Annotated in this window: 25 protein-coding genes; 24 read left to right on the top strand and 1 reads right to left on the bottom strand. The window is 44.3% G+C overall.

Going from position 1 to position 20,357, the window contains the following annotated elements; translation table 11 throughout:
* Positions 1-20: 20 nt before the first annotated feature.
* A complete protein-coding gene (locus tag AC0MXB_RS16850) occupies positions 21-1,928 on the bottom strand; it encodes a sigma 54-interacting transcriptional regulator (protein ID WP_474040889.1) in 1,908 nt (635 codons plus the stop codon).
* Between the two features lie 290 nt (positions 1,929-2,218).
* On the opposite strand from AC0MXB_RS16850, the gene kduI reads away from it, so the two are divergent.
* The 24 genes from kduI to AC0MXB_RS16730 all read left to right on the top strand — a co-directional run bounded on the left by kduI (position 2,219) and on the right by AC0MXB_RS16730 (position 20,292).
* On the top strand, positions 2,219-3,046 hold the full coding sequence (kduI, locus tag AC0MXB_RS16845; RefSeq protein ID WP_474040888.1) for a 5-dehydro-4-deoxy-D-glucuronate isomerase: 828 nt from the start codon (positions 2,219-2,221) through the stop codon (positions 3,044-3,046).
* A 32-nt stretch (positions 3,047-3,078) separates the two neighbouring features.
* Positions 3,079-3,834 carry a 2-dehydro-3-deoxy-D-gluconate 5-dehydrogenase KduD gene (gene kduD, locus AC0MXB_RS16840; RefSeq protein ID WP_474040887.1) on the top strand — a complete coding sequence of 252 codons (756 nt, stop codon included), beginning with the start codon at positions 3,079-3,081 and terminating at the stop codon, positions 3,832-3,834.
* A gap of 35 nt (positions 3,835-3,869) precedes the next feature.
* Complete coding sequence (locus tag AC0MXB_RS16835) at positions 3,870-4,637, top strand: IclR family transcriptional regulator (protein WP_474040886.1); 768 nt, start codon at positions 3,870-3,872, stop codon at positions 4,635-4,637.
* Positions 4,638-4,798: 161 nt separating this feature from the next.
* A complete protein-coding gene (nrdD, locus tag AC0MXB_RS16830) occupies positions 4,799-5,074 on the top strand; it encodes an anaerobic ribonucleoside-triphosphate reductase (protein ID WP_474040885.1) in 276 nt (91 codons plus the stop codon).
* Positions 5,075-5,236: 162 nt separating this feature from the next.
* The gene (locus AC0MXB_RS16825) at positions 5,237-5,857 is read left to right on the top strand and encodes a DUF3793 family protein (RefSeq protein WP_474040884.1); all 621 of its coding nucleotides are present in this window, start codon (positions 5,237-5,239) and stop codon (positions 5,855-5,857) included.
* A 54-nt stretch (positions 5,858-5,911) separates the two neighbouring features.
* Positions 5,912-6,346: a flavodoxin gene (locus AC0MXB_RS16820; RefSeq protein ID WP_474040883.1), complete on the top strand. Its 435-nt coding sequence runs from the start codon at positions 5,912-5,914 to the stop codon at positions 6,344-6,346.
* A gap of 36 nt (positions 6,347-6,382) precedes the next feature.
* Positions 6,383-6,682 carry a DUF2325 domain-containing protein gene (locus tag AC0MXB_RS16815; protein ID WP_474040882.1) on the top strand — a complete coding sequence of 100 codons (300 nt, stop codon included), beginning with the start codon at positions 6,383-6,385 and terminating at the stop codon, positions 6,680-6,682.
* 31 nt (positions 6,683-6,713) lie between these two features.
* Positions 6,714-7,667 carry a hypothetical protein gene (locus AC0MXB_RS16810; RefSeq protein ID WP_474040881.1) on the top strand — a complete coding sequence of 318 codons (954 nt, stop codon included), beginning with the start codon at positions 6,714-6,716 and terminating at the stop codon, positions 7,665-7,667.
* A 286-nt stretch (positions 7,668-7,953) separates the two neighbouring features.
* Entirely contained in the window at positions 7,954-8,370 is a 417-nt protein-coding gene (locus AC0MXB_RS16805) for an FMN-binding protein (RefSeq protein WP_474040880.1), read from the top strand.
* Positions 8,371-8,374: 4 nt separating this feature from the next.
* Entirely contained in the window at positions 8,375-9,379 is a 1,005-nt protein-coding gene (locus AC0MXB_RS16800) for an FAD:protein FMN transferase (protein ID WP_474040879.1), read from the top strand.
* Between the two features lie 25 nt (positions 9,380-9,404).
* On the top strand, positions 9,405-10,052 hold the full coding sequence (locus AC0MXB_RS16795) for a MotA/TolQ/ExbB proton channel family protein (protein ID WP_474040878.1): 648 nt from the start codon (positions 9,405-9,407) through the stop codon (positions 10,050-10,052).
* Entirely contained in the window at positions 10,039-10,455 is a 417-nt protein-coding gene (locus tag AC0MXB_RS16790) for an ExbD/TolR family protein (protein ID WP_474040877.1), read from the top strand. The genes AC0MXB_RS16795 and AC0MXB_RS16790 overlap by 14 nt, the downstream gene beginning before the upstream one ends.
* A complete protein-coding gene (locus AC0MXB_RS16785; protein ID WP_474040876.1) occupies positions 10,455-11,117 on the top strand; it encodes an energy transducer TonB in 663 nt (220 codons plus the stop codon). Before AC0MXB_RS16790 ends, AC0MXB_RS16785 begins: the two co-directional genes overlap by 1 nt.
* Positions 11,118-11,263: 146 nt before the next feature.
* Positions 11,264-12,451: an FTR1 family iron permease gene (locus AC0MXB_RS16780; protein ID WP_474040875.1), complete on the top strand. Its 1,188-nt coding sequence runs from the start codon at positions 11,264-11,266 to the stop codon at positions 12,449-12,451.
* The gene (locus AC0MXB_RS16775; protein WP_474040874.1) at positions 12,448-12,999 is read left to right on the top strand and encodes an iron transporter; all 552 of its coding nucleotides are present in this window, start codon (positions 12,448-12,450) and stop codon (positions 12,997-12,999) included. Before AC0MXB_RS16780 ends, AC0MXB_RS16775 begins: the two co-directional genes overlap by 4 nt.
* Positions 13,000-13,068: 69 nt before the next feature.
* On the top strand, positions 13,069-14,331 hold the full coding sequence (locus AC0MXB_RS16770; RefSeq protein ID WP_474040873.1) for a Fe-S-containing protein: 1,263 nt from the start codon (positions 13,069-13,071) through the stop codon (positions 14,329-14,331).
* An 11-nt stretch (positions 14,332-14,342) separates the two neighbouring features.
* Entirely contained in the window at positions 14,343-15,623 is a 1,281-nt protein-coding gene (locus AC0MXB_RS16765; RefSeq protein WP_474040872.1) for an ABC transporter permease, read from the top strand.
* A 4-nt stretch (positions 15,624-15,627) separates the two neighbouring features.
* The gene (locus tag AC0MXB_RS16760; protein ID WP_474040871.1) at positions 15,628-16,752 is read left to right on the top strand and encodes an ABC transporter permease; all 1,125 of its coding nucleotides are present in this window, start codon (positions 15,628-15,630) and stop codon (positions 16,750-16,752) included.
* 15 nt (positions 16,753-16,767) lie between these two features.
* On the top strand, positions 16,768-17,487 hold the full coding sequence (locus AC0MXB_RS16755) for an ABC transporter ATP-binding protein (RefSeq protein WP_474040870.1): 720 nt from the start codon (positions 16,768-16,770) through the stop codon (positions 17,485-17,487).
* Positions 17,480-17,959, top strand: coding sequence for an FMN-binding protein (locus tag AC0MXB_RS16750; protein WP_474040869.1), 480 nt, complete (start codon positions 17,480-17,482; stop codon positions 17,957-17,959). Before AC0MXB_RS16755 ends, AC0MXB_RS16750 begins: the two co-directional genes overlap by 8 nt.
* A gap of 172 nt (positions 17,960-18,131) precedes the next feature.
* Complete coding sequence (locus tag AC0MXB_RS16745; protein WP_474040868.1) at positions 18,132-19,118, top strand: GGDEF domain-containing protein; 987 nt, start codon at positions 18,132-18,134, stop codon at positions 19,116-19,118.
* Between the two features lie 49 nt (positions 19,119-19,167).
* On the top strand, positions 19,168-19,809 hold the full coding sequence (locus tag AC0MXB_RS16740) for an HD-GYP domain-containing protein (RefSeq protein WP_474040867.1): 642 nt from the start codon (positions 19,168-19,170) through the stop codon (positions 19,807-19,809).
* 19 nt (positions 19,810-19,828) lie between these two features.
* Entirely contained in the window at positions 19,829-20,056 is a 228-nt protein-coding gene (locus AC0MXB_RS16735; RefSeq protein ID WP_474040866.1) for a FeoA family protein, read from the top strand.
* Between the two features lie 23 nt (positions 20,057-20,079).
* Complete coding sequence (locus AC0MXB_RS16730) at positions 20,080-20,292, top strand: FeoA family protein (protein ID WP_474040865.1); 213 nt, start codon at positions 20,080-20,082, stop codon at positions 20,290-20,292.
* Positions 20,293-20,357: the final 65 nt, after the last annotated feature.

The raw sequence follows: 20,357 nt of genomic DNA, 5'->3' as shown, positions 1-20,357 counted from the left end.
TTTTTTAGGGAAAAGACGGTTTAGGATTGGTGTTTTTCTAGACCGTATTTTTTCAAGTAACGGTATAAGGTTACACGGCTTACATCAAGCATGTTAGCAAGACGAGAAATGTTACCGCCAGCGGCGCGCCAGGCAGTCATGAATACTTCTTTGTCTTCCTTCCAAGCCTTGTCCAAGTTGGTACGACCAGGAATGACAATACTTTCTGTTGCAATGACGTTGCTGGTTGTATGGAAGAAGGATTGCTCTACAACGCCTTGCAATTGCTTAATATTGCCAGGCCAGTCATATTCCGTCAATACTTGCATCGCTTCTGGCGAGAAAGTGCGGGTCGGAATATGGTGCTGTTCCGATAGCTCGGTGACAATGTGGTCAGCTAACACCGCAATATCGCCTTGTCTTGCTCTTAGGGATGGAACACGGATTACGGAGCGGGAAATGAGTGTATAAAGTTTTTCTGAAAAGGCGTTTCGTTCTGCTAGGCGTTTTAAGTCACTATCACAGGCGGCGATGATTCTTACATCGACTTTGCGCATGATCGTGTCATTACCACGGGTAATTGTGCTGGACAGCAGCGCATCAGCAAGGCGGGACGCCAGATGATTCGGCAATTTTTCAATTTCATCAAGGAATAGTGTGCCGCCATTGGCTAATTCTAATTTACCTGGCCGCGCTTCATCCTGCATTTCGACAACACCGAATAATTCTGTTTCTAAGAGTTCTGGCGGCATATCGCCGCATTTAACGGAAATGAGCGGGCCAGCAGCGCGAGGACTGGCCTGATGAATGCCATGAGCTAGGCGCTGTTTGCCTGTACCGGGTTCTCCTTGCAGCAGTAGATGATGGTCATGCTTGGCTGCTCTAGCCGCCTTTTCTTTCATCGTAATAAACGCCGTAGATTCACCAACCATACTTGCTAGACTGTAGCGAGAAATGTAACCGGCGGCGTGAGCCACTAGTGTACGTAGATCTTCAATGGGCAGTGATACGGCCACTACGCTATGCACTTCTTTCTCGCGAAAGATTGGTACGACTGTCGTAATGTCCTCATAGGTTTTCTGGGAGGTGATCCAAGTAACTTCCTTATTGTATGAAGGAACACCTAAAAAGCCTTTACTAATAGGCGTGTGCTTGTAGTTCAAAATAATATCGCTTAAGAGAGGTAACTCTTTTGTCGGTTCAGGTACGAGTCCCTCGATTCGACTTTGGCCGAGCTGGTTCGTATAAGCCACTTTGCCATCTGGTAATAGATGATAGACGGCAAGGGGAACGGAATCAAGAATGGCATGACTAGCATTGAGATGTTCCATGGTTTTCAGATGATTTTCCATGGCATAACGCATCGAAAGCAGCAGCGTTACCAGCGTATTGTGATCAATGAGTTCTTCGTCGGCGGCCACTAGTGTAATGAGATAACGTAATTCGCCTTCCACGAGAATAGGGGCAGTGCAAGCTAGGCTGTCGTGGCCGTCTTGACGCCACATTTCCGGACCAAACATCAGAAAGGGTGTTTGGTGCTCATAGGCAATACTGATGCTGGAAGCGCCAATATCTTGCGTAGCTAGGCGCGAGCCTTCTACTTCACCTGCTGTTTTTTGGAAAAAGGGCATAGCATAACTTTTTAGTACGTAGCAGTTTTCATCAAGCAGCAGTAAACTTAGATTTCGTGTATTAAAATATTCATGCACGTTTTGATAGTAGTCGCCTAAAAATGCAAGTGCCTGTTCGTGTTTTCCCTGTAGTTCTGTAAGAGCCGGTTTGGACATCTTAGGCAAAAGCAGCGGCCCGTCTGTAGCCAATTGTGCGGCTTGGCTTTCTTGCCAAGCTTCAGCTACCCAAGGATGTACATTGGGATCTAAAGTATTTTCTTTTATATATTTGTCATAATAGAGTTTTAGTTTTTCTTTGTTGCGTTTTTCTCGTAGCATATTGTCCCTCCTGCATTCACCGCAAAACTGTCGTTAGTAGCATCATATCACATTTTAATGCGGTTTCAAAAGAATAGTATAGTCAAATTTGATAATTTTGTCTATTTTTTTGTAAATACAAATTTTTTTGAATTTTGTTCCATATGGTGAATTACTGTGCCGAAATCGGAATTTTCAGCAGGACTTTGCCATTCTATATCGTATTATTTTCAATATAAAATGGTATTTTGTTTTACTATATGGAATAGAGGCTTGTCTGATATAAGCCTTATAACACAGGAGGAATGAAAATGGAAGTCAGACATTCGGTGCATCCCGAAGATGTAAAACGGTATACAACAGAGGAACTAAGAGAACGTTTTCTGATTCAAGATTTATTTAAACAAGATGAAATGACTATGATCTATAGTCACGTAGATCGCATGATTACAGGCGGCTTATGTCCGGCCAAGCCGATAGAATTGACTGTACAAGGAAATATGGGTGTTGATTATTTCCTAGAAAGACGTGAAATGGGCATTATTAATATCGGTCCTGCTGGCCAGGTAGAGGTAGATGGTACAGTCTACGAACTGGCAACCACCGATGGCTTGTACATTGGCAAAGGGGTAAAAAAAGTTGTTTTTTCTAGTAAAGATAGTAAAAGCCCTGCTAAGTTCTATTTTAATAGCGCTCCTGCTCATGCCACGTATCCTACTGTCAAAATTGAACGAAGCCAGATTACGCCCAATCATCTAGGGTCTATTGAATCGTCGAATGAACGTAATATTTATAAGTATATTCATCCTTTAGGTGTACAAAGCTGCCAGCTAGTTATGGGGATGACGGCGTTAGAACCAGGAAATATGTGGAATTCCATGCCTTGCCATACGCATGAACGCCGCATGGAGGTTTATTTATATTTCAATCTACCAGAAGACTCTGTTGTGTTTCATTATATGGGCGAGGGAACACAGACGCGTCATATTGTTATGAAAAACGAAGAGGCAGTCATTTCGCCTAGTTGGTCAATCCACAGCGGTGTAGGCACCCATAATTACACTTTTATTTGGGGCATGGCTGGCGAAAATCAGACATTTGACGATATGGACGGCATCGCTATGATTGATATGCGCTAATACTAACAAACGCAGGCGAAGGAGTGAGTAATGTGGGACTTTTTGATTTGAATGGTAAAGTTGCAATTGTAACTGGCGCTGGTACCGGGTTAGGTCAAGGGATGGCTGTAGCATTGGCAAAGGCTGGCGCTGACATTGTTGGCGTTGGTACGCGTAATCAAGCCGAAACAAAAGGGTTCATTGAGCAAACCGGTCGAAAATTTTTAGAAGTTACGGCAGATCTTACGAGTACAGCGCCGATTCAGGGCATTGTCGATCAAGCCGTGGCGACCTTCGGGCATATTGATATTCTTGTAAATAATGCTGGAATTATTCGTCGGGCTGACGCCATTGACTTTACGGAAAAAGACTGGGATGATGTGATGAATCTCAATATTCGCAGCCTCTTTTTCTTTTGCCAAGCCGCGGCTAAACAATATATGAAGCAAAATAACGGTGGTAAGATTATTAATATTGCCTCGATGCTTTCATTTCAAGGCGGCATCCGCGTGCCTTCCTATACGGCCAGCAAAGGCGGTGTTATGGGCGTAACGCGTCTCTTGGCTAATGAATGGGCGAAACACAATATCAATGTCAATGCGATTGCGCCAGGTTATATGGCCACCGATAATACGGCGGCGTTACGCAGTGATGAACAGCGAAACGGCGAAATACTCGGACGGATTCCGGCGGGACGATGGGGAACGCCCGACGATCTGGGAGGACCTGTCGTATTTCTAGCCTCAGAAGCGGCAAACTATGTACACGGTTATACTCTGGCTGTTGACGGCGGTTGGCTAGCACGGTAAAATTGCATTAGCAAAAAGGTTTTACGGGAGGCATTATGGCAAATTCATTAGAAGTGCAATCACTGCATCGAGCTTTCGATATTTTAGAAGCCATCGGGTCTAGCACTACACCTGTCGGTTTAAAGCAAATTACTGAGATGACAGGGCTCCCGAAGTCAACCGTATATCGGCTGTTAAGCAATTTGGAAAATCGCAACTACATTACTTGTGATCATAATTCCACCTATCGGCTAGGACTGCAGCTATTAAAGTTAAATCAATTGGCAGAAAAAGATTTTGAGATAAAGAATGTAGCGAGAGGCTTTTTAGAAAGTCTCAATGCTTTTACGAAAGAAACGGTTCATTTGGCGATGCTTGATAAAAATCGCGTACTCTATGTTGATACGGTGGAAAGTCCTCATGCTTTACGGCTTGTAGCCAAGCTAGGTACAACGAATTCGGTGCACTGTACGGCTTTAGGTAAAGCTTTATTAATTGGCCATAGCGACAGTGATATCGAAAAGATTCTTCGAGAGCAGGGTATGGACGTACGGACCGAATATACGCTTGCAACGCCGGAGAGCTATTTAACAGAAATGCGGATTGTCCGTCAAACTGGTTATGCTCTTGATGATCGCGAAAGTGAACTAGAAGGCCGCTGTATTGGCGCGCCGATTTATAATCGGTCTGGTGAAGTGATTGCAGCAATTAGCATTTCTGGCTTGGCAGCGCGCTTTGCTCGTGAATTTATTGAAAAAGAAGTGGTTCATCGTCTATTAGAGGCGACCCATACGATTTCCAAGACCTTCGGTTATACCGTCTGAAGCTAAAATCATCAAAAGGTAAAAATACTAGATATAGTGAAATATTCGTAAGAAAGCGGACCTATATCGCTATAGATGGGAAAAGAGGCGACTTAAGTCACTAGCCCTTATTTTTTACCTTTGCTATAATTGAGAAAGAAAAAGTGGTGGGGGTAAGAAAAATGATTATCGACGGTGTGACAGTGGTAGCAGACGCCGAATTGACACAGCAGGAAATTGAAACAGTGGTAGGTAATGAGCAAAAACTTTGGGCGGAGAAGCACAAGGAGTTGGCGGCAGTAGAGCTTTCGCTGCAGGATGACAATATTGTGGTCAAGGCTTGGGAAAAATCACCAGTTCGTCGGGTGCGACGTATTACTGGCTACTTATCAAATATTGAAAACTTTAATGATGCTAAACAGGCTGAACTGGCTCATCGTCAAGTTCACATGGCCTAAATCGAATCGTATGATGGTGTTGATCTCATAAATCTCTTGTTGCAAATGTTGCGACAAGGGATTTATTTTTTTGCAGCTATTGACAAGTGCGAAAATTTTCACTATGATATGTTTATATGATAATGATAATCATTATCATATAAACAGGAAAGGGGGAGACAAATGCAAGACGGTTTTTCGGAAGCAGCGCAGCAGTTTTACGAATGGCTTACCATCGAATTGGCGCCTACCATCTGTGGAAGCAAACCCTCAACGATCTTATCTTTAGTGGATACGCCGTTTCAGGCTTTGTTTACGCAGTGGCAAATTTACGGATTTGAATTTTTGCGTCAGGAAAAAGTCCGCTTTTTAGTTTTACGGCAAACTAAGCAGCGTCATACCGTTTTATTTTATCGACCGGATGTGTTGGAAAAATGCTTGAAAGACGATGAACACCGGTTTTTTTTAGAAAGTCTAGGGTATCCTGTAGAGGCGGGAATTCATGCTTGTTTGAATTTACTAAAAGAACGTTTTCAATATGCTTGCCCGCATGAACTAGGCTTGTTGCTGGGAATTCCCCTGAAAGACGTGTTGGGCTTTATGGGAATGTCTAGTTTACCGCTGACTTGTCGCGAAGAATGGTGTGTCTATGGCAATCCTGACGAGTCGTTAGCACGCATGGAAAGATTTATGCAAGATCGTTGTGAAGTCGCGGCTTTTTTGGCAGCCGGTATAAGTTGTTACGAAATTTTATCTGGTGTTGTGGTTCAGCCACAACGTAATCTAGCTGTTTCGGTTGCTTGATTTTAAAAAAATCTTTGAATACATACTAAAGAATTAAGAAAAGAGGTTAGTAAGATGAAAAAAGTACTTGTTGTATATTGGAGTGGCACAGGCAATACGGAAGCAATGGCGGAGGCAATTGGCGCTGGCGCAAGCGAAGTAGCAGACCGGGAAGTGGCAGTGCTTTCTGTTGCTGATGTGACGAAAGAAGCTGTTTTACAGGCGGAATTATTAGCTTTTGGCTGTCCAGCTATGGGAAATGAAGTTTTGGAAGAAAGTGAGATGGAACCTTTTATTGAATCGCTTTCTGGCGAGGAAGGGGCCGCAGAAAAAGTCGCTCTTTTTGGCTCTTATGATTGGGGTGACGGTCAATGGCTGCGCGATTGGGCCGATCGTATGACGGATATGGGGTTTTCGCTGCTCGGAGAAGGTCTAGCCATACAAAATGCGCCTGATGAAACAGGTTTAGCAGAATGCCGTGAACTAGGCAAGCAGTTAGCTTCTTTATGATTTTAGAATAGCAGATAGGAAAGTGAGGTGGGTTTTATGTCAATTGTCGTTGTTGGTGCCGATTATTTGGGGAGTATCGAAAAGCGGTTGCAGTCGCTCGGAGTTACGGAAATTGTTCATATTTCAGGCAGAAAAGCTGCAACGAAGAATAAGGTGAGTCTACCGAAGTCGACTGCCTTTGTTCTGGTTATGACCGATTACGTAAATCACCGGACTGCTGAGACTGTAAAAAATATGGCTAAGTCGCAAGATATTCCGCTTGTTTTTTCGAAGCGTTCTTGGAGTGCCGTAGAAGAAAAATTGACTGCTGGCAAGCTGTTGTCAGCCGTAAAATAATGGGGTTTCTTTTAGGGGGAGAAGTTTTTAGATGGTTAAAAAATTCGCATTAATGATGGTTGTTGGAATGCAATTAGTGGGAGTAGGGACAGCTTTGGCAGCTGAAGTGAATTTTAGCGGCGATGCTTCATTGAAATATGAAAAAGATACGATGGATGGCGAGGCGGATCACTCGGGGGTAATGAGTACTGTCAAAGTCAAAATGGAAGCCGATCTTGGCAATGGTTGGAGTTTGTTTGGTCGAATTGGCGCGCAGCATGCGACCGATCCTGTTTTGGCCGATTTTAACCCAGATGCTTACAGATCTGGGAAAAAGACCGTTGTTGGTTTTGATCAGTTTGGCATAAGTTATAAGCAAGATGATTTGACCTATCGGTTTGGCCGCCAAGATGCTACCGTTGGGACAACAGCGCTTCTTTACAGTCGTTCTGATTCCAATATTGGGAAACATCAATTTGTTGACGGACTGAGTGTAACTGGGAAAACTGGCGTGGTAGATCTTTCTGTTCTTGCGGCCAGAGAAGATAATGTTACTTCAGAAAAAAATAAAATTTATGCCGTTAGAGCGGGCTTTTCGCCGGAAGAAGATTTTTCATATGGTTTGACGCTGGGCCGTTATCACTATGATGGCGGTGATACGACAAATCACTGGGCTGTTGATACGACCTATAAAGCCGGAAAACACAGCTGGACAATGGAATATACAAAGTCGAATCGTAGTGAACAAAATAAAGCATACGCAGCGAATTGGAACTATGATTTTGATGGACAGCTTGGCGCCTATGTGACAGCATTTCGCGTAGAAGCAAATGGCGACATGGGTGGACAAAGCGATTTTGATAATAATAATAAGGGAATATACTATGGCCTGACCTATAAGTTCTCTGATGTTGATGGCGTGGAAGTTGTTTATAAAGATCAGAAGACACTTGATGCCGGTGTAAATAATACAAAACTGGAAGCGACATATACGCATAGTTTCTAATTTATTTTGTCTCTATAGTGATAATGATAATCACAATCATGATTCGTATGATTTAAAATATTATATAACTTATGTAACCGAAATTGCAGATGTGTAAGGAGTGGCAGGGAGAATTCTTGTGAATTTTCCCTGCTATTTCCATTTGCAAATTGAAATAATTTCATTATTTTAAAATAAGTGGTTGACAAGTTATAAAATGGAATCTATACTTGTTCATGTTAAATGATATTGATTATCGTTATCGACTTAAGATGGTTTTATACATTGATGGAGGCGCATGGTTACGATGAAGCGAGCAGCTTGGTTTAAAATTGTGCTGGCAGCTAGTTCAACGGCAGCAATTTTCTTTGCTTTTTTGCCTTTAGGAAGGGTCCTTTTTTACAGCAATGCGAAAGCCGCGGCAGTTCAGCCACCTCATCAAAATTGGCGCGACGGTCTTTATGAGGGTTCAGCTGTCACGGAACGAGGCGAGGCCCGTTCCGTAGAAGTAATGGTTGAGTCTGGTAAAATCCACCATGTAAGATCTTTGGATCAAGGAATTGTGTCGCCTGTAGATGCGAAAGTGATGAGGGAAGTGGCTCGCTCTATGGTTGCCGCTAATTCCAGTGATATTGACGGTGTAAGCGGCGCTACCATGAGTAGTAAGACAATTATAGCGGCGGCTCAAAATGCCCTGTCCAAAGCGGAAGTTAAAGGGGAATAACGTCATGGAAGCGATACGGTTTAATCAAGCTGCTTTTATTCTTGATACGAGCCAGCCAAAGATTGCTGCTATCCCGCGCGTGGAAGCGCCGAACTTTTATGAAGACGCTGCAGTCTTTATGGACACCATTATAAGTCTTGTTTTATATGGCGGGCGAGCCAAAGAAGCTAGTGAAGCTGTTTTTGCTGTGTTTAAACGAATCGAGAAGCTATGCAGCCGCTTTGATCCGACGAGTGAAGTGTCTGAAGTCAACCAAGCCGCTGGTTATGAACCTGTACCAATTAGCAAAGAGTTGTTTCAGCTTTTGACAATGGGAAAAGATTTGTCGGCGCTGTTTGAGGGGAATTTTGATATTACGATTGGTCCTGTTAGTTCTTTGTGGCAAGTCGGGTATAAAACGGGCCAGCGTCCGGCGGCAGCGCAACTACAGGAGGCCAGGGCGTTGGTTGATTACCGCAAGTTGCATCTTGCTAGTGGCGCTGCTTTCTTGTCAGAAAAGGGAATGATGCTTGATTTGGGTGGTTTAGCCAAGGAATATGCCTTGTATGAAGCCTGCCGTATACTGCCTGACTTTGGCGTAACTGCTGGATTGATTAATGCCGGCGGTGATATTTGTACTAGCGGCGTTAAACCAGACCAAAGCCAATGGCGGGTGGGGATTGAACATCCGCGACGGTCTGGCGAGCTGATTGCTGAGGTTACTCTAGATCAATGGGACACCGTAGAAACTTCGGGCGATTATCAGCGGTTTTTTGTAGAAGCAGGCAGTCGCTACAGTCACATTTTTGATCCTACTACAGGGTTGCAGCCCGGTGGATTGGCAAGCGTGTCGCTTATTTATCGACAAGCCGATCAAAAGCTGAAACTACCGAGTTGCGCTTTTTTAGCGCTGGGAATCGAGAAAAGTCTGGTTTTCTTAGAAAACTTCCCTGGTGTCGAGGCTTTTTTTATTACACAAGAAGGCAAGACCGTAGCTACGGATGGTTTGATTCCTCATATGGATTTTTAAAGTAGGCAAGAAGGAGGATCTTATTGTGGATTTTTTACAGGAAAGTATTGCTTTATTTCATAAGGGCGGTCCCGTTATGTATGCACTGCTGTTAAGTTCCTTTTTTGTTGTTGCAGTTGGTATCGAGCGGTTTTACTATTATCGGCAGGCTTCGATCCCTTTTTCGACCTTTAAAGAAAAATTAGAACCCTTATTACAACGCAAAATGATTAGTGAAGCGCAAACTTTTTGCCAGAACGGTTCCACCGTTGTTGCGGTCGTTGCCGGAGCTGGGATTGAAGCGTTTCAACAGGGGAGAAATGCAGAAAAAGCTATGGAGAGTGCCGCTACTTTTATGGCGGCCAAACTTCGCGAACGGCTCAATTATGTAAGTACTGTTGTTACCTTAGCACCGCTGATGGGGCTTTTGGGGACTGTTGTTGGTATGATTAATTCTTTTAGTGTTTTTAATGTGGCCCAGGGTGAACCGGGAGCGATCACTGGTGGCGTTGGCGAGGCTTTAGTTGCTACAGCCAGTGGTCTTTGTATTGCCATTTTAGCTTTGATGATTTACACGTATTTTTCTCAGAGGTTAGATAGCTTAGTTACTGATATAGAACAAACAGTAGCCCTTGTTATGAGTCGTTTGCCTCATGGTAGAACAGAGCGGGGGGAATTTCATGAAATTGCGTAGTTTGCGCCTAGAAGGGCAGCCGCAGCTAATGATTATTCCGATGATTGATATCATCTTTTTTCTCTTGGTGTTTTTTATGATGAGCACTTTGTATATGGTTCAGCAGCATACGATCTCGATTAATCTGCCACAGGCGGCAGCAGCCCGTATGGATCGTACACAAAGTACGGCAATTACTGTTTTGGCGGATGGGTCTGTTTTGTTTGAACAAGAACCTCTAAGTCTTACACTGCTGCAAAATCGCACAAAGGTGGCACTTGCTGCGACACCTGAAACTATTTTTGTATTGCGAGCCGATAAAAAAGCGGAGTATGAAAAAGTTGTGGCTGTTTTAGATGAACTGAAGGGCGCTGGAGCTCGACGGATTTCAATTGCCACAGAGCAAAAGGCGGGTATTCGGTAATGGTAAGAAGGATTCGCTGGCCTAAAGCTTGGTGTTTATCCCTAACGTTTCATGCTCTTATTTTAGGCAGTTTTTTATGCTTAGAGGCTTTTTTATTTGCTGCTCCGCCGCCGCTTCACGAAGAAACTCCCTTGGAAATAATCGATATGGGAGCAGAGCAAGAAGAAACCGCAGCTACAGTCCCTCAGACGGTGGCTGCGACGCAGGAAACACCTCCAGAGATACCGCCAGAACCAGCAGATCAGCAAGAAGAACAGGTTGTCGATACTCTTGTCAGTGAATTAGGTAAAGAGTCAATCAAGGAAAAGGCGCTGCCTGTACTTGCTGCCAATGCTGTTGGCGTGGCGGCGCCCGGGAAAAGTAAAGCGATGGGAACGCCACCAGAAGTAATTACCCGCGTCTATCCAGATCCTAAATCAGGCAAGGGTTTTAAAGGGCAAGTTGTTTTACGTGTACAGATTCTTGAGACAGGATTGCCGGGAAATATTATTGTTTCTCGTTCTTCGAGCCGCAAGGAAATTGATGGGGCGGCTATTGCTGCCGCCAAGCTTTGGCGGTTTAAACCAGCCAAAGATCATGAAGGGAATCCTATGGTTTGTACAACCATTTTGATTATTTCTTTTGATAAGTCGCAACAAGTTCCTAATAAGCCAGAAACATAAATTTTTTCGTTAGACATTGAGAATGATTATTGTTATTAGTTGCGTTATGCAATATCTTTGCAACTTGTTTCTTGGCAATAAAATTTTATTTTTAAGCACTATCAAAATCATAAGAAAGATGAAAGATGAGAGAGGAGGTGAAGGAGATGCAAAAAAAATTTATGGCTGTTTTTATTTGCCTGATGTTGTTAGTTTTACAAGGCATGGGGTTTGCGGCGCCTAAATGGAATGATGTGGTTACCCGTATCGAAAAGTCCATGAATCAATCCTTAGCCGTGTATGAAGCGGGCGATGTAGCAGGGGCCAAAAAGCTTGTCAATGACACGTACTACGGGATCTATGAGAAAGATGGCATGGAAATGGCTGTTCGATCTACCGTTTCGAGCAAGCGGGCTGGTCTTACGGAGTACAAATTTAGCACTGTTAAAAAATTAATGACCAATCAAGCTCCTTCCAGCGAAATTAAAAAAGAAATTACTGAAATGATTTCGATGATGCGCGAAGATGTAAAGAAGATGTCTGGCAGCAATAAAGAGCAAAGTTCCTGGGAAAGTTTTTGGCCAGCTTTTTTAATTCTGGTTCGCGAAGGCGTTGAAGCGATTTTAGTGATTGGTGCAATTTTAGCTTATCTTATTAAATCCGGTAATGGTGATAAAACCCAGATTGTTTACTCTTATTCGGGAGCTGCGATCGTCGCTAGTTTTCTGACAGCAATTGCTTTCCACTCTTTAGTAGGGGCTAGCGGCGCTAATCAGGAGATTTTAGAAGGCGCAACCATGCTTGTTGCTGTAGCTGTGTTGCTTTCCGTAAGCTATTGGATGGGCGCAAAGTCTGACCAGAAACAGTGGAAAGAATATATTGAAGGCAAAGTGCAAAAATCACTTACAAGTAGAAGCGCTTTTGCCCTTGGTGCGGCCTCTTTCTTAGCTGTATACCGTGAGGGTGCCGAAGTCGTTTTGTTTTATCAGGCTTTATTTAATGAAGCCGGGGATGATATGCAGATGATTTGGTTTGGGTTTGGCGCCGGCTGCTTGGCCTTAGCTGTAATTTTTGCTTTGGTTCGTTATGGTACTTTGAAAATTCCGCTTAAACCGTTTTTTCAAGGAACCAGTATCTTTATGAGTCTGTTAGCAGTTAGTTTTGCCGGAGGCGGTATGAAAGAGCTGCAAGAAGGCGGCGTTGTTGGTGTAACGCCGATTGATGGGTTCCCCATGATTGATTTATTGGGCATATATCCTACGTGGGAAACTTTGCTGCCACAAGTCATTCTCTTACTGTTACTTGCAGCCGGTTTTATTTACCAAAAAAAGAAAATGCAGGAGGTCGTATCATGAGAAAACGGTTTTTATCAATGACTTTTTTAGCTTTATTTACTATGGCGATGTCAGCTGCGCAATGCTTTGCTGCTGGCTTCCAGGAGTATCCGATTGGTGAAGAGCAGGAAGTACCGGAAGCAAAATTGAAAGTGGCTGTTGTTTACTTTCAGCCAGTGCCAATGGAGCCAGCTGGAATGGGTCTTACACCGGATAAATCGGATATCCATTTAGAAACAGATATTGCGGCAATTGAAGGGAATGAAACCGGTTTTGGCGTTGGCGAATGGATTCCTTATTTAACGGTGCATTATACATTGAAAAAACAGGGAACAGACCAGGTTATCGAAGGTAATTTAATGCCTATGAATGCCAGCGATGGTCCTCACTACGGTGCCAATGTAAAAATGCTTGGCGCTGGCACTTATGATGTAACTTTTACAATCGATAGCCCTGAACGTCAAAACTATATGCTCCATGTTGATAAAGAAACAGGCGTTCCTGGACATTTCTGGGACAAACCAATTACGCTTCATTGGGTCTTTGACTACGTTCCGAGAAGCTGGTAAGAAATACGGTCCGGGGCCCTGTGCCTCGGGCCTTTTCACCAATTTCGCCTGTTATGAAAGGAGAATGGCATGTTACAGGCTCTACTACAAAGCCTAATTCCCGTTTTAGAAAATGTCGTTATGGCTGCAATTCCTTTAGCATTGCTTTTAGCGCTCTCTGGACAAGAGAAAAGTCCCGTTATGAAAAAATGGCTTTGGCGGGGTGTCCTTTGGGGAATGATTGGCGCTTTATTTATTGCTACAGTCAAACTGGGTTCTCGCGCTGTCAAGCGTGAAGTTTATGAAGGGCTAGTTCTTTTGGGCGGATTTTCGGCAGAAACTTTACTTTTGCTCTTATTGGGCTTTCGCTATCACGGCAAGTATCTTCGTTTCAGTGAGAAGTTTTTGCCTTTGGTTACTTTCGCCAGTGCTCTTTTTCTTTGTTTATATCATGGATTAGAATTTTTGCTTTTCCCGCTGAATCTTGTTGTTATAGCCGATACGCTTACTATGACTGCTATTATTTACAAGCTAAGCGGCTTTCTCCTCGCTTTTATTTTGGCCTGGATTGCTGGGGTGGCAGTGTTTAAGGCCGCGGCGGCTTTACGTACTAAACCTCTTTTAACGGTATTTTCGATTCAGTTTATTACGCTTTTGGCAGAACAGGGTGTTTTGTTGGTCCAAGTTATGATGTTGCGTCGGTTCATTCCGATTAGTCGGGAGCTTATGGCAATTATGGCTCCCTTAATTAACCATAAGGTCTGGTTTCTCTATTTATTACTGGCAATGACCGTAATTTTGCCATTTACGCTGCTCTTCCAGAAACGACCTGATAAACCGCAAGGGTCTAATCCGGCGCAATATCGTAAAATGCTAATCACGGCTCGTCATAAAAAACGCTGGGCTGGGGCTGTGGCTATTTGTTTAGGACTCTTTTTCCTTCTTTCTACAGCAGGCATGTCTTATGCGGAAAAACAATCGGAGCTTGTTCCAGCCATTGCGGTTAAGGCTTCAGGTAGTGACGTGCAGATTGCTTTGGAGATGGTCGAAGATGGTCATCTGCACCGCTTTTCCTATCAGGCGACAAATGGGGCTACTGTACGATTTATTGTCATTAAAAAAAGTGGTTCTGCTTATGGCATTGGTTTTGATGCTTGTGAAATCTGCGGTCCTACCGGTTATTTTGAACGAGACGGACAAGTTGTTTGCAAATTGTGTGATGTAGTAATGAATAAAGCGACAATTGGTTTTAAAGGCGGCTGTAATCCGATTCCACTGGAATATAAAGTAGCTGACGGGAAAATTGTTGTTCCTCAAGCCGCGTTGGAAAAGGAAAAAGATCGCTTTAAATAAGGAGGATCATTATGTTTTGGCGGATGCTGCAAGGGGCTCTGTTTCGTCAGAGTCGCAAGATGGCCATGGTAGCTGTTACGATTGCACTGGGCGCTTCGCTGACCACTGCTATGCTCAGCGTAATGTTCGATGTAGGCGATAAGGTGAATAAAGAATTGAAGGCTTACGGCGCCAATATTACAGTGACGCCTCGCTCGGCTTCACTGTTGCAAGATCTTTACGGTGTTGATGCTAGCGTTAGCAGCGGCAAGTATTTACAAGAAAGCGATCTGGGGAAATTAAAAACAATTTTCTGGGCAAATAATATTGTGTCTTTTGCACCGCTCCTCGAGACTAAGGTCCAGGTTGGACCGAATCAGGGGGAAGTAACGCTCATTGGTACTTGGTTTCAGCATAATTTGCTGTTGCCTACTGGCGAAACCGCAACGGCAGGCATTCAAGAACTGAAATCCTGGTGGGCGGTAGCCGGTCAATGGCCGAGCGATGGGGATCAACAGGGAGTCTTAATTGGCGCAACTCTAGCGAAGAAACTAGGCCTTAAAGTAGGCGACTCTTTTTCAGTCGCTGTAAACGGACAAGAGCAACCGCTTATCGTACGCGGCGTTTTGAATAGCGGCGGTCCGGAAGATGAGCAGATCTATGCTTCGCTTTCACTGGTGCAACAAGCACTTCATGTGCCTGGGCGAATCGGCAAAATTGAAGTTAGCGCTATTACGACGCCGGAAAATGATTTGGCGCGCAAAGCGGCCCATGATCCGAAAAGCTTGTCCTTAAAAGAGTGGGAGACTTGGTATTGTACCGCCTATGTAAGTTCTATATCGTATCAAATTGAAGAAGCGATAGCAGGAGCGAGAGCAAAAACGGTAAGGCAAGTAGCGGAGTCGGAAGGGACGATTTTGGAGAAAACACAGTTACTTATGGTTCTTATTACTTTGCTTAGTCTAGCTGGATCGACTCTCGGCATTTCCAATTTACTTACGGCAAGCATGATGGAGCGGAGCCGTGAGATTGGGTTATTAAAAGCGATTGGCGCTACTGATTCAGCTGTACTTTTGCGGACTTTGGCGGAAGTCACTGTGACGGGGTTGATCGGCGGCTTTGGCGGTTATATTCTAGGGCTTGGTTTTGCCCAGATTATTGGGCGAAGTGTTTTTGGCACGGCTATTTCCGTTGATCCGATCGTGATTCCTTGGGTGATCGGCCTAGTTTTACTCGTAACTCTACTGGGCAGTTTGCCGGCTATTCGCATGCTTTTGTCGCTGCGGCCGGCTGCTGTGCTTCATGGCAGGTGAAAACATGACAAGACGCAAGATGTTTGGAATTATGATTTGGAGCGCTTTGCTACGGCGGCGCTCGCGTATGCTCATTGCTCTTTTGGCTGTGGCGATTGGCGCAACGGTCGTTTCGGGCCTTGTAACGATTTACTATGATGTACCGCGGCAAATGGGGCGAGAATTTCGTTCTTACGGCGCCAATCTTCTGTTGATTCCATCAGGCGATCAGCAGTTTATTGGCAGTGATACGGTTCAGACGGTAAGTTCTCTGCTTCCTGCGGATAAAGTCGTGGGAATAGCTCCTTATTTATATGAACGGATTAAGGTGAATGAGCAGCCCCTTATGGCTGCTGGCACGGATCTAAAGTCCGTTAAGGCTGTAAGCCCTTATTGGCAGATTCGCGGCGAATGGCCGAAGGAACAGCAACAAGAAGTGCTGCTTGGTGCGGAAGTAGCGGAACTGCTCAAAGCGGAACCGGGGCAAAGCATCACTTTGGGGACTGGGGAGACAGAGCAGTCCGTCAAAGTAGCGGGTATTGTCCGTACAGGCGGCTCCGAGGAAGCCTTCGTTTTCTTACCGCTCGATCTTTTGCAGTCAATGCTGCATAAAGAAGGTCAGATTAGTTTGGCTCAGGTTAGTGTTGCGGCAACAGAGCCAGAATTGAATCACTTTATCAAAGAAGCCAGTGAGAAAACGCCGGAAGTAGCGCCACAACTGGTGAAACGCGTGACTCAGTCGGAAGAGACAGTACTTGGCAAGCTGCAATCGCTAGTGTATCTTGTGACAATTGTGGTGCTTCTCTTAACTTTGATTTGCGTAGCAACAACAATGATGGCTGTCGTAACGGAACGGCGCAAGGAGATTGGGCTAAAGAAAGCATTAGGCGCCGAAAACAGGACAATTGCTCTTGAATTTTTGGGCGAAGGCCTGGCGCTTGGCGCTCTGGGCGGTTTGCTTGGTACGGCGATGGGCTTTTTCTTTGCCCAGGCGGTGAGTGTGAATGTGTTTGGTCGCGTTATTTCATTTCAGCCGCTCATAGCTCTATTGGCGCTGGCTCTTTCCATTCTCGTTACAGGCGCTGCTTGTTTCATTCCTGTAAAAATGGCGACTGAAGTTGAACCAGCCATCGTATTGCGCGGTGAGTAGAAAGGAAGAAGAACGATGAGCTTATTAGAATTAAACGATGTTTCCATGATTTACGATACAGTGGCAGCACTGCAACATATTCATCTTACAGTGGAACAGGGCGAATGGGTGGCGTTAATGGGACCGTCTGGCTCTGGCAAGACAACCCTGATGAATATTATTGGCTGTATGGATAAAGCGTCTGGCGGGTCCGTTAAATTAGATGGTCATGATTTTTCAACAGTGAGCAGTAAGGAACTTACCATGCTGCGCCGAGAAAAAATTGGTCTTGTCTTTCAGCAGTTTCATCTTGTCCCCTATTTGACCGCTTTGGAAAATGTGATGGTTGCACAATATTATCACAGTATGCCTGATGAAACAGAAGCTCTTGACGCATTGCAACGAGTGGGACTGCGTGAGCGGGCGCGGCATTTGCCAAGTCAGCTTTCTGGCGGTGAGCAGCAGCGTGTTTGCATTGCTCGCGCGCTTATTAATTATCCAACCCTTATTTTGGCGGATGAGCCGACGGGAAATCTTGATGAAGCCAATGAAAAGATTGTTATGGAACTGTTTCGAGAGCTCCATAAAGAAGGTCATACGATCATCATGGTGACGCATGCGCCGGAAGTAGCTGAACAGGCGGAGCGCTGCATAGTGCTGGAGCATGGCAAGATTGCTCGTACGATTCAAAATCCAGCGAAAAGTGCGAATGAAAAAAATGCTGCAAAGGCAAAGGGGGGGGAAAGGAATGAATAAATGGGGCGCAGTTGTTCTTGCCGGAACGCTTTCAGCCGGCTTGTTAGTTGGTTGTGGCAATCAGCAGGCTAAGGATTCGCATGAAGGTCATGAAGGCCATGAAAATCAGGCGAAACAGGCTGCAGCAGCTTATAAAGACGGCACCTACAAAGGGGTAAGCAGTCCTGACGAGCGCGGCGCTGTTGGTCAAATTACTATCATAGTGCAGCAAGGCAGGATTAGTAAGGCTGATTATGAAGGCGTCCAAAAGGACGGCAAGATTAAAGATGCTGATTATGGTAAAACAAACGGAAAAATTGAAAATCCGGAGTTTTACAAGAAAGCGCAGCAGGCTTTACAAGGTGCGCGGTCATACGGATCAAAGCTTGTAGCTGTACAGGATGTAGCTAAAGTCGACGCTGTCTCTGGCGCCACAGTTTCCTATAAACAATTTGCCGAAGCGGCGACAAAAGCGTTAGAACAGGCTCACTGAGCTTTAAAAATACATTATGTGAAAATCTGCGTCGACTTCTGTCGGCGCTTTTTTATTGACAAAGTTAACAAAATAGGCTAACCTTATCAGGTAATGATAATCATTATCAACAACATAGCGAGCATATATTTAAAATTATCATTACTGGTTTATTTTAGGAAGGAGGAGCGGAATGAAGGTTGTTTCGAAGGTACGACTTCTTTTTTTATTCATTTCGCTGGGCCCTTTAGTTCTTTTACTAGCCGTAACGCAAGGGCGACTTTTACAGTATCCTTTGTTTGATACAGCTTTGGCTTTAGCTGTATCTACGGCAATTTTAGTTAGCTTTTTAACTCCGGATGCGGCGGCACGGTTCTTAGTTTTAAAATCTTTGCATGAAATTCACCTCTTTTGCGATCGCGTTAAACAGGGGGATTATCTTGCATTTTCTTTGCCAAATCAAGGTGCTTGCAAAGATGATGAAAATGAAATTCAGCTATTAATGCGGGATTTAAACTGGATGCTTCATCAGATTGAATTACGGGAGACTAAGTTAAAAGTAACGATTGGGCAGCTATCAGAAGCAAAAAGTAATTTACTAGCACAAAAAGAAGCTCTAGCAGTAACAAATCGTCGGTTAGCCGAGCTGGCTATGTCTGATTCTCTCACCGGTCTTGCCAATCGGCGGCACTTTTTTGATCATTTGGAAAGTGCCTTGTATCAAAAGAGTTGTTGTATTGATGCCGTAGCGTTATTAATTCTAGATATTGATCACTTTAAAAAAGTAAATGATGCTTTTGGTCATCAGGCTGGGGATGCTGTGTTGGTGGATTTTTCTCAACTGTTGTTGACTGGCGTTCGGCAGGGGGATTTACCAGCACGAATCGGTGGCGAAGAGTTCGCTGTTTTATTAGTTGGCACAGGACTTAGGGAGGCTCTAGGTTTAGCCGGGCGGATTCATAAAATGGTACAAAATCATTCTTTTACTGACGGCAGTGGGCGAACTATTGCTGTTACTTGTTCGATCGGGGTTTGCTGCTTTCCCCAAATGGATTTGTCTGATATACCGAAGTTATATAGTATGGCTGACCAGGCGCTTTATGCTGCCAAGGGTGCCGGACGCAATCAGATTTTTTATATAGACTTAACGCCAGAGCCCCATACCGTTCGGTTCGCTTGACGTTGACAAATTTGGCAGAGGCCATTATACTGAAAGAGGATTTGCGATAATGATTATCAATATCGGAGATAGAGAGAAAAAGTTTTATTTTCCTTCTTCTATCTTGCAGGCCGACATTCACGAAGTTGTTGATGCTTTTACAACGGCTATTGATGCGAAGCATCCCTATACAAGGGGACATTCTGATCGTGTAGCCGATTTAGCGTTGGCGATTGCTCGCCGGGCTGGTTTTTCGGAAAACTTTCAACACTTTGTTCATATTGCCGGACATCTGCATGATTTAGGGAAAATAGGTGTTCCTGATGCCATATTACTAAAGCCGGGAGCATTGACGAAAGAAGAATTTGATCAGATTAAGGCTCATGCAACGATTGGTTATGACATTCTATGCAAGGTAAAGAGCTGGGAGGCTATTGCCGACGCTGTGAGACACCATCATGAACGCTGGGATGGCGGTGGCTATCCCGATGGATTGGCGGGCAAAGCGATTCCTTTAGTTTCACGGATTATTACAGTAGCCGACAGTTACGATGCGATGACGAGTTCACGGGCTTATCGCAGTAGCTTGAGCCGTAAAGAGGCTTTAGCGGAAATTTGCCGCCATAGCGGTGCGCAGTTTGATCCTTATATTGTAAAAGTTTTTTTGCAGCTTCCTGCCGCTGTTGTGCCAGAGAAGCAAGTTAAAGAATAGAGAAAAGTGAGGCGAGACTATGTTTTTGCATGAAGTAGAGTCAGGGTCACAGGCGAAAGTCAAGAAAATTATTGGAACGGGACCATTGCAACGTCGTATTTTAGATATGGGAATTACACCGGGTACCCTTGTAAAAGTACAAAAGTTAGCCCCTTTAGGTGATCCGTTAGAAGTAAAGGCAAAAGGTTTTAATTTGTCACTGCGAAAAGCTGAAGCAAGCATGATTGAAGTAGAAGCGGTTTCCTAAAAAAAACTAGGGAGGATTTTATTATGCCTTTATCTTGTGTTGGGCCAGGTTGTCCTGTTCAAGTATCTGTTGTTAGTGGTGAAACAAAACTAAAAAATCAATTGCTTGGTTTTGGGATTTTACCAGGAGCTCCACTCGAAGTATTGCAGAAAAATTCATCTTCTCTAGTAGTCAAGGTGCGGGAAACCCGCCTGATGCTGCCGTTTCAGTTTGCTCACCATATTCATGTTCATTGAAGTTTATTTTTTATAGCAAAGCTGGTTTCACTAGACGAACCTAGTTAGAATCAATTCAATGAAAT

The organism is Pelorhabdus sp. sgz311001 (genome assembly GCF_055901755.1).
Note: the sequence above shows the minus strand (reverse complement) of the source record. Positions and strands in the feature narration are given on the sequence as shown.

Coding starts and splice junctions, on each gene's coding strand:
- AC0MXB_RS16850 (WP_474040889.1), bottom strand. CDS start 1,928: ATGCTACGAGAAAAACGCAACAAAGAAAAACTAAAACTCTATTATGAC.
- kduI (WP_474040888.1), top strand. CDS start 2,219: ATGGAAGTCAGACATTCGGTGCATCCCGAAGATGTAAAACGGTATACA.
- AC0MXB_RS16835 (WP_474040886.1), top strand. CDS start 3,870: ATGGCAAATTCATTAGAAGTGCAATCACTGCATCGAGCTTTCGATATT.
- nrdD (WP_474040885.1), top strand. CDS start 4,799: ATGATTATCGACGGTGTGACAGTGGTAGCAGACGCCGAATTGACACAG.
- AC0MXB_RS16825 (WP_474040884.1), top strand. CDS start 5,237: ATGCAAGACGGTTTTTCGGAAGCAGCGCAGCAGTTTTACGAATGGCTT.
- AC0MXB_RS16820 (WP_474040883.1), top strand. CDS start 5,912: ATGAAAAAAGTACTTGTTGTATATTGGAGTGGCACAGGCAATACGGAA.
- AC0MXB_RS16815 (WP_474040882.1), top strand. CDS start 6,383: ATGTCAATTGTCGTTGTTGGTGCCGATTATTTGGGGAGTATCGAAAAG.
- AC0MXB_RS16810 (WP_474040881.1), top strand. CDS start 6,714: ATGGTTAAAAAATTCGCATTAATGATGGTTGTTGGAATGCAATTAGTG.
- AC0MXB_RS16805 (WP_474040880.1), top strand. CDS start 7,954: ATGAAGCGAGCAGCTTGGTTTAAAATTGTGCTGGCAGCTAGTTCAACG.
- AC0MXB_RS16800 (WP_474040879.1), top strand. CDS start 8,375: ATGGAAGCGATACGGTTTAATCAAGCTGCTTTTATTCTTGATACGAGC.
- AC0MXB_RS16790 (WP_474040877.1), top strand. CDS start 10,039: ATGAAATTGCGTAGTTTGCGCCTAGAAGGGCAGCCGCAGCTAATGATT.
- AC0MXB_RS16785 (WP_474040876.1), top strand. CDS start 10,455: ATGGTAAGAAGGATTCGCTGGCCTAAAGCTTGGTGTTTATCCCTAACG.
- AC0MXB_RS16780 (WP_474040875.1), top strand. CDS start 11,264: ATGCAAAAAAAATTTATGGCTGTTTTTATTTGCCTGATGTTGTTAGTT.
- AC0MXB_RS16775 (WP_474040874.1), top strand. CDS start 12,448: ATGAGAAAACGGTTTTTATCAATGACTTTTTTAGCTTTATTTACTATG.
- AC0MXB_RS16770 (WP_474040873.1), top strand. CDS start 13,069: ATGTTACAGGCTCTACTACAAAGCCTAATTCCCGTTTTAGAAAATGTC.
- AC0MXB_RS16765 (WP_474040872.1), top strand. CDS start 14,343: ATGTTTTGGCGGATGCTGCAAGGGGCTCTGTTTCGTCAGAGTCGCAAG.
- AC0MXB_RS16760 (WP_474040871.1), top strand. CDS start 15,628: ATGACAAGACGCAAGATGTTTGGAATTATGATTTGGAGCGCTTTGCTA.
- AC0MXB_RS16755 (WP_474040870.1), top strand. CDS start 16,768: ATGAGCTTATTAGAATTAAACGATGTTTCCATGATTTACGATACAGTG.
- AC0MXB_RS16750 (WP_474040869.1), top strand. CDS start 17,480: ATGAATAAATGGGGCGCAGTTGTTCTTGCCGGAACGCTTTCAGCCGGC.
- AC0MXB_RS16745 (WP_474040868.1), top strand. CDS start 18,132: ATGAAGGTTGTTTCGAAGGTACGACTTCTTTTTTTATTCATTTCGCTG.
- AC0MXB_RS16740 (WP_474040867.1), top strand. CDS start 19,168: ATGATTATCAATATCGGAGATAGAGAGAAAAAGTTTTATTTTCCTTCT.
- AC0MXB_RS16735 (WP_474040866.1), top strand. CDS start 19,829: ATGTTTTTGCATGAAGTAGAGTCAGGGTCACAGGCGAAAGTCAAGAAA.
- AC0MXB_RS16730 (WP_474040865.1), top strand. CDS start 20,080: ATGCCTTTATCTTGTGTTGGGCCAGGTTGTCCTGTTCAAGTATCTGTT.